Below are 8,097 nucleotides of genomic sequence, written 5' to 3'. Positions count from 1 at the left end.
GTCCCGAACGTCCCCGTCACCGCGTCACTGCCGTCATTGTCGATGATCAGATAGTTGAACGGATCGTCGCCGGCGAAATCGCCGACCTCGAGCACGTTCAGCATCGCTCCGCCCAGCGTCACCGAGCCGTTGACGATCACAAGGTCGCCATTGCCCATATCATCGACCTCCACCTCAAAGGTCGAGGCCGCGTCGAGCACCAGGTCGCCGTTCAGGGTCAAAGTGCCGATCGATGCGCCAGGGGCCAAGGTGCCGCCCTCGAGCGATACCGCACCGAGGCGACCGGTACCGAGCAGGCGCGCATCCGGTTCGACGACGAAATCGATGTTCGGTACCTGCGCATTTGAAAGGAGTATGCCGGCCTCGACGTTGAAAATCGCATCGAAGCCGTTGTCGGTGCCGGTCAGCGTCGCGCTTCCTTCACCGCGCTTGAACAGCCGCTCGAACGAACGGAAATCGGTGGTTGCGAAGTCGAATGTCGTGCTCTCGCCTTCGAACATATCGATGACGATGCGATCCTCGCCCGCCTGGCCGTCGACGGGCCCGGTGAATATGCCGGTCGCGTCGTAATTGATCGTGTCGTTGCCCGCGCCGAGCGCAACACGGCCATCGATCGTGCCGACATTTTCGATCGTGTCGTCGCCTTCGCCGCCGATCACGGCCGCTCCGGACAGCGCGGTCACGGTGCCTTCGTTAAAGAGGATACCGCTGCCCGGCCCTTCGAACACAACGCCCGCGCCCGTTCCGGTACCGCCCGACACGGTCACGCCTTCGCCGACGAAGATTGTCGCGCTGGCGGCGTAGTCGTCGAAGAAACTCTGGTCGGGATTGCCGAAGATATAGCCGGCACCCAGGTCCGCCCGTATGCCGTCCGAATTAGCGCCGGTCGCGGTGATGTCTGCATCGGTAAAGAATGTGATGTCGGTATTGAGGTCGCGCTCGGCGTCGTAATTGTCGGCGACGACATCATATGTCTCGGGATCGACGGTGAAATCCGCTATCAGAACCGCAAAGGCGTCATCGCCAGTGGCCGTGATCGTGCCGGTATTGAAGGCGAGCGCATTGGTGAAACCGGCCAGGAAGAGCCCAGCCCCGCCATCGCCGCCCGCCAGCAACGCGCCGGAATTGTCGAGGTCGCCATTGCCGGTGAACTCGACGCCGAGTGCCGTGGCGAGATCGCCCGAAACCGTGATGTTCCCACTATTATCGAGACGGGCGTCGAGATCGATATCGCCGCCGAATTCGCCCGGACCGAAAAGCTCGAACGCGCCCTGGAAGGCGTACAGCCCGTCCGCGAACAGGCCGACCGTCTCGATATCACCGCTATTGGTGATGTCGAACACTCTGGCCTGGGCGCGGATACCGCCATCGCCTTCGGCATAGACCGATCCGCTGTTCTCAAGCGTCAGCACGCTGGCTAATTCGCCATTCCCGACAACACGGCTGAAAGTGTCGCCGACGCTGACATTGATCCCGTAGCCCCCGGCACCTGTAAACTCGGTGTCGCTGACCATCCCCGTACCGTCCGTGATGCGGAGATCGCCTTCGTTGATCAGCACATATTCGCCGCCGGCATTGTCGTTGAGACTGATCCCTCCGCGACTCAGTGCATCGCCCATCGACAGCGTGATCGGCGCGTAATTCTCGATCCGAACGTCGCTGTTGACGAAGTTCTCGATCTGCGTTCCCGACACGTCGATCCCGAGCCCGCCAAAGCCCGTAATCGCGCCGCGATTGACCAGGGTGATCGTGTTTGAGCCGCCGCGCGACTGCACATCCATGCCGAGCACATCGATACCCACGAGATGGCGGCCGTTCAGCGTCAGCGCGCCTTCGTTGACGATATGCGTCGCGTTGTTCGAACCGAAGCTCTGGGCGAAGATCGCCGCGGCGTTGGCGCTGGTCGAGGTCTCGTCGATTTCGGCGATCGTGATGTCGCCGCTATTCGTAATCCGCGTCGTACCTTCGCCGAACATGCGCGACTGGATGCCGCTGGCGACCACGTTGAAATCGAAGCCGTCGCCCTGCCCCGCGAAGACGTCGATCGGCGCACGGTTGATGATTTCCGTCGATCCCGGGACGCGATCTCGCGGAGGAGCCGAACTTTCCAGATTGGTGACGCGAATGCCGGACACATTATATCCGTTCGGCGCATCGGCGGTGAGCGCAAAGGCGTTGTCGACAAAGACTGTATCGGCTTCGGTCTCCGCATAAATCGCCGAGATCTCGCCAGTGACCGACACGCCGAAATCGTCGGCTTCGGTCTGGATCGAAACCGGCCCCGCGGCGCGGACGAAAGCGATCCCGGGCACGCCATCGGCCGGCGCGATCTGTTCGGTCAGTGCGCGAACGACCAGCCGGTCGACATTGTCGCTGCCATCGACCGCGACACCGTTCGGCAGAGACCCTTCGCAAATCATTGTACGGCCATCGATCCGGCAACCATCGATGAAGGTTGCGTTGTTGGGCGTCAGTTGCAGGATGACGTCGTTGCCGGTGCCGCCCGCATAATCGACGCTCGGCGTCAGGAAGGCGAGCTGGTTCAGGACATAGCCGAAGGTGCCATCGACCGCGTCCGACCCGTCATTCTGGATGATCGTATAGGTAAAGGGGTTGCTACCGAGGAAATCGTCCCCAACCGCTTCGTAGACATTGAGACCGCCGCCGCTGAGCGTGACCGAGCCGGTGACGACGATCCGGTCGCTATTGCCCGCATCGTCGACATCGATCTCCAGCACGGAACCGGCCCCGAGCGATAGATCGCCGGTTTCGAAGGTCGCGATCGCGCTCTCGTCACGATCGCTGCCCGCCAGTCCGCCAGGCGCAAACACCGCGCCGCGCGTCAGCGTGACGCTGCCGCCGATGCCGCCGGACCCGCCCAGCAGGCTGTATCCCTCGACCGACACATCGCTGTTCGCGAGCACGCCATCGACGATCAGCCGGGCATCGTCGACGCTCGTCGGGCCCGTGAAGCTGCTGTTCGCGGTAAGCCGGGTCGTGCCGCTATCGAGCACCAGTTCGCCATTGCCGCTGATCGGCATCGGAAACAGGAAATCGCTGTCGCTGTGGTTGAAGAGGATCTGGCTGCCACTGCCTTCGAAGACGACACGGTCGGCGAGCAGCGAGCCGGCGGGCGCCGGGTTTCGACCGCCGATGATCAGCCGACCGCTATCGGAAAGATAGAGCGGACCGCGATAATCGATCGTTTCGGTTTCGAAGATGGAGCCGGAGATGAACAGTTCCGATGAAGCACCGTTGATCCTCACGAACGGGTCGATGAGCACGTCGGTTTCGTCGCACAGGATCGAAGAAGGTGGGCAGAACTCGCCGATTTCCAAGCGCCGTGTCTCGAACCTGCCCCCGTTCGAGACCGTCAGCTGACCGTCGACCTCTGCCCCGGACAAGACGCGTATGACGGCCCCCGTACCATCGACAAGTGCGCGTGAGCCTGGATTCTGGAAGTAGAACCCGGTGCTCTCGTAGAGTCCGCCGTCGAGGACTTCCATGCGGCCGAGGCTGAAAAAGGCAACGCCCTCGGTCTCGAGCCGAGAGCCAAAACCGGTGACCGACACCAGACCTCCTGCCGCTCCGTCGACATTGCTGCCGATCAGGAACACGAACGAGCCGCTGACCTCGCCGCCATTGCGGACGATCAGCGTCCCGTCGCCGCCGTCGGGCTCGATAACACCGCTGCCCGTGCGTTCGCGCAGGTTGTTCACACCGACATAGAAGGAGCTGCGACCGAGCTGGAGCAGCGAGCCGGTTCCATCGACGATCACGGTGCCGACGCCCGTGCTGGTGCTGCCGATCGCCATAGCGCGGACCTGCATCATCGCGCCATCCTCGATAGTCAGCGTGCCGGTCCCGGCCTTGCCGACGTTGAACAGTTCCTGCCGCTCGCTGATCCAGGCGCTGCCCGCGCCGGAGATCAGGACCGAACCGATCGAGCCTTCCAGCCGGCCGATGGCGGAGTTGTCATCGCGATCGACCGAAGCCGTTTGGCCCTGGCGGAAGATCGCGCCACCCCGGATCTCCATCGATCCGTTTCCGGCATCGCCAATGCTCAGCCGAAATTCATTGGTCCATTCGGATCCCGCACCGGTCAGGACGGCCGAACCCGTGCTGCCCGCGTCGGCGCCCATGATCGCAAAGCGTGTCGACAATTGCCCCCCGCTGTCGATCGTGATCGCGCCGTTCGACCCTGCGGCCCGCCCGATGGTCATGTCGGCGGCTGTCATTGCGCCGCCATTGGAAAGCGTGAGACGGCCCGTCCCGGCATCGCCGATTCGGATCGAGCCCGCCTCGAACAGCGAGCCCGCGCGGTCGACCAACAGCGTTCCCAAACCGCCCGCTTCGATACCGAGCGCGGTCTGTTGGCCTTCAACGGTCGCACCATCGCGGACGGTCACATTGCCCTCGCCGCGAATGCCGATATTCGTCTGCATCGTCGAACGCCAACGGCTCCCCACACCTTCCACCAGCACCGTGCCGACACCGCCCGCCTCGATACCGACCAGGTTCCCCTCCGCCTCGGCAAGCCCGCCGTCCTGAACCAGCAGAGTGCCGCTGCCGGCAAAGCCGGTCTGGAGCTGCGGCGTGGTCAGCCGCGATCCCGCGCCTGTCACGGTCAGCAGGCCGACACCCGTCGCATCGCTTCCGATCGTCGTCGCTTCACCTTCGGCCAGCGCGCCGTCGGCGACGAGGAGCACGCCCTCGCCAGCATTCCCGACGACGAGATCGTTTTCGATATAGGCGAACCGGCTGCCCTCACCGGTTACGATGATTTCGCCCCGGCTGCCTTCATTCTCGCCGATCCGCCCGAAACGCGTACGCAGCACGCCGCCCGAACGAATGGTCAACAGGCCGTTCCCAAATTCGCCCACGATGATCGCATTGGTCGGCGCGCGCCCTTCATTCTCTATGACTGGCGCGTCCTCGCCGTCGACGTCGACAACGGCATTGTCCGCTTCGTTGGGAATACGGGTAGGCCCCTCGTCGGCAATCCAGTTCGCCGAGTCGAACCAGTCGGTGGAGCCGTCGCCGGTCCAGTAGATCGTGCCCTGCGACTCCTCACTTTGCGCATGCGCCGGAGAAAGCAACCCGATCCCGCCCGCCAACAACGCCAAAGCGCTCACGCCCGCCGATCGAATCCACTTCGGGTTGGGATCCGACGGCCGCCGCCCGGCTGGGTATTGGTGGATCGGATGTCTGGTAAGTGGCACTCGCATTTCTAACTCCCGCTTCGCTGGACCGCTGGGGCAAACGTTTTGCGACGCTATTCCCGCTCATCGCCGACCGTCTGCGGCACGGGCGGTCATTTAGAGAAGCGAGAAAAGCCGAAAAAACGGGTCAAATTTTTTGACGGGGCCGGCCAAAGCTGCGGCTCCGAGGATCGACGATCAGCCTGTTCGAAACATTTTTTCGCTGCTCGTGACCCGTTTGCGCCGGTTTCTGCGCTTAATTGGATAGGCGGACATTCGACTACGGCCGCGGGGAGAGCGACAATGGCAATTTCAAATCGCAAGCCGGGCAGAAGCCGTTGGTTTGAGGGCACTGCCATGGCGCTGGTGAGCGGCGGCATGTTGTTCACGTCGACACCGGCCTATGCGGACTGTTACGATGCCGCTCCCGATTTCGGCGATACCGTCACCTGCGATGGCGATCCGCCCAACCCCTCCAGAACTGAGTTCTTGCCAGTGGCGGGTGCCGCTGCGATCGGGCCGGCAGAGATCTTTCCGACAGCAGGTGAGGACGCCACATGGCTCGCCGCGCCCGAATCGGGCGATTTCAATACGGCCGCCAATTGGGACCCCGCGAGCACGCCCGGCAGCGGCGACACCGCCTTTTTCGGCACATCGAGCATCACCAGCCTGACCTTTTCGGCCGATACGACGGTCGGCGGCTGGACCTTCAATTCCGGCGCGAACAGCTTCGATTTCACAATTGGTGCCGGCGGGAGCTTGATTTTTGACGGCGCCGGCATCGTCATCAACGGCGGCCGCGCTACCATCGTCAACAACGGCAACCTGCTCTTCTCCAACGCCAGCACGGCCGGCAGCGCCTGGATCACCAACAACGACCGCCTGTCGTTCAGCGGCAACAGCACCGCCGGTAGCGCCGTAATCACCAACAACGCCGGGGGCGCGGTCGACTTCTCGGCGAGCACCGGCCCGGCCGGGGACGGCAGGCTCACGGCGGCGGCGCTCTCCGGCGCAGGCGACTACTTTCTCGGCCACAACGAGCTGACGGTAACCAATGTGACGAGCACGGTGAGCGGGGTGATCTCGGGCACCGGCTCGGCGACCGGCGTGTCCTTGATCAAGGACGGCACTAGCACGTTCACGCTGTCGGGCGCCAACACCTACACCGGCGCAACGTTAATCAATGGCGGCACGCTCGGCGTAGACGGCTCGATCGTGTCGGCGGTAACCGTCAATAGCGGCGGCACGCTAGGGGGCCTGGGCGTGGCCGGCGCCGTCACCTCGATCGGTGGCACCATCGCGCCGGGCAGCCCGAATGGCGCCAGCACGATCGGCACGCTGACCACGGGCGATCTGGCGCTCGATGCGGATTCCGTGTTCGAGGTCGAGATCGACGAAGACATCGTGCACGACCTGCTCGTCGTCAACGGCACGGTGTCGCTGGCTGGCACGCTGTCGGTGATCGAGTTCGGCGAATTCGTCGGCAACCCGTTCCGCTATCTGATTATCGACAATGACGGGGCCGACGCCATTTCCGGCACGTTTGACACGCTGGAAAACCGCTTCGCTTTCCTCACCCCCAGCGTCAACTATGCGGCGGGCGACGGCAACGATGTCGAACTGACACTGACCCCGGACAACCTGCCGCCCGGAGGAGACGCCTCTTGGCTGCAATCACCCCCTGCAACGACCACCGGGACGGCTGGGACCTTCGGCACCTACAATGTCGGCGAAAACTGGGATTCGGGAGTACAGCCAGCAGACACGGCTTTTTTTGGCCGGTCGAACGTCACCAACATTGCCTGGAATGGCGAGATCTCCCGCGAAACCTTCGTCGGCGGCTGGACCTTCAATTCAGACGCGGATGACTATTTTTTCAGCGTCGGGACCCAGGGTATTTTCTTCGAGGGCGCGGGGATCGTCGTCAACGGCGGCAGCGTGACCATCGATGTCGGAGGCTCCCTCTTCTCCGGTCTGACCTTCAACAATTCCAGTACCGCCGGCAACGCGATGATCATCAACGGTGCCGACGTCGAATTCAATGATACCAGTTCGGCTGGTGATGCGGTTATCGACAACGAAGAAAATGTGCGCTTCTTTGACGACAGCACGGCGGGAAATGCGACGATAAACCGGGTGACAACCGGCGCAAGCTTGATCTTCAACGACAACAGTACCGCCGGAAATGGCACTATCAACGGCAGTGTCACTTTCAACAACTCTAGTTCAGCCGGCAGCGCCACACTGAATCTCGATCGGCAGTCGTTATTCCGCAGCTCGAGTACGGCGGGCAGCGCCACGATAAACAACGATTCCATCGTCACCTTTCAGGGTGGCAGCACCGCCGGCAGCGCAACGATTGTCAACGACTTTTTGGTCGATTTCCAAGATAATAGCACGGGTGGAGAGGCCCAAATAGTCACGAATCCGACCGATCGGACGGTGCTTGGTGGCGAGCCGGGAACCGATTTTTCCAGGACCACCGGCCCGAACGACGACAATGCGCTTTCAGTCGGCTCGATAGCGGGAGCCGGCAACTATTTCCTGGGCGCAAACCAGCTCACGACGGGCAGCAATAACCTCTCTACCGAAGTTAGCGGCGTGATTGCCGATGGCGGTCTCGGCGGCGGCGTTGGTGGTGGTCTGACCAAAATGGGTACAGGGACTTTCACCCTGTCCGGAGAAGGCACTTATACAGGACCGACGCGCGTCAATGGCGGTTCGATGATCGTCCACGGTGTTATCGTGTCCGATGCCACGGTCAACGCGGGCGCACGGCTCGGCGGGTCAGGTACCGTTGGCGCTGTGATAAGCGCTGGCGGCACCTTGGCCCCTGGCGCATCGATCGGCACGCTGACGGTGAACGGCGACCTGGTGCTCGACGCCGCCTCGACGT

At 62.8% G+C, this 8,097-nt stretch carries 1 protein-coding gene and 1 pseudogene; one reads left to right on the top strand and one right to left on the bottom strand.

Annotated features, from left to right (window positions below):
- Positions 1-5,135, bottom strand: a pseudogene (locus Q0139_RS14920) (hypothetical protein); the annotation flags it as partial.
- Positions 5,136-5,504: 369 nt separating this feature from the next.
- On the opposite strand from Q0139_RS14920, the gene Q0139_RS14915 reads away from it, so the two are divergent.
- Positions 5,505-8,097 (top strand): autotransporter-associated beta strand repeat-containing protein (locus tag Q0139_RS14915; protein WP_298023861.1); only part of this gene is annotated, 2,593 nt, incomplete at its 3' end.

The sequence above is a fragment of the uncultured Parasphingopyxis sp. genome (assembly GCF_937129435.1).
Taxonomy (GTDB): domain Bacteria; phylum Pseudomonadota; class Alphaproteobacteria; order Sphingomonadales; family Sphingomonadaceae; genus Parasphingopyxis.
The sequence above is the reverse complement of the archived record's forward strand: the minus strand, read 5'-3'. Positions and strand labels throughout refer to the sequence as shown.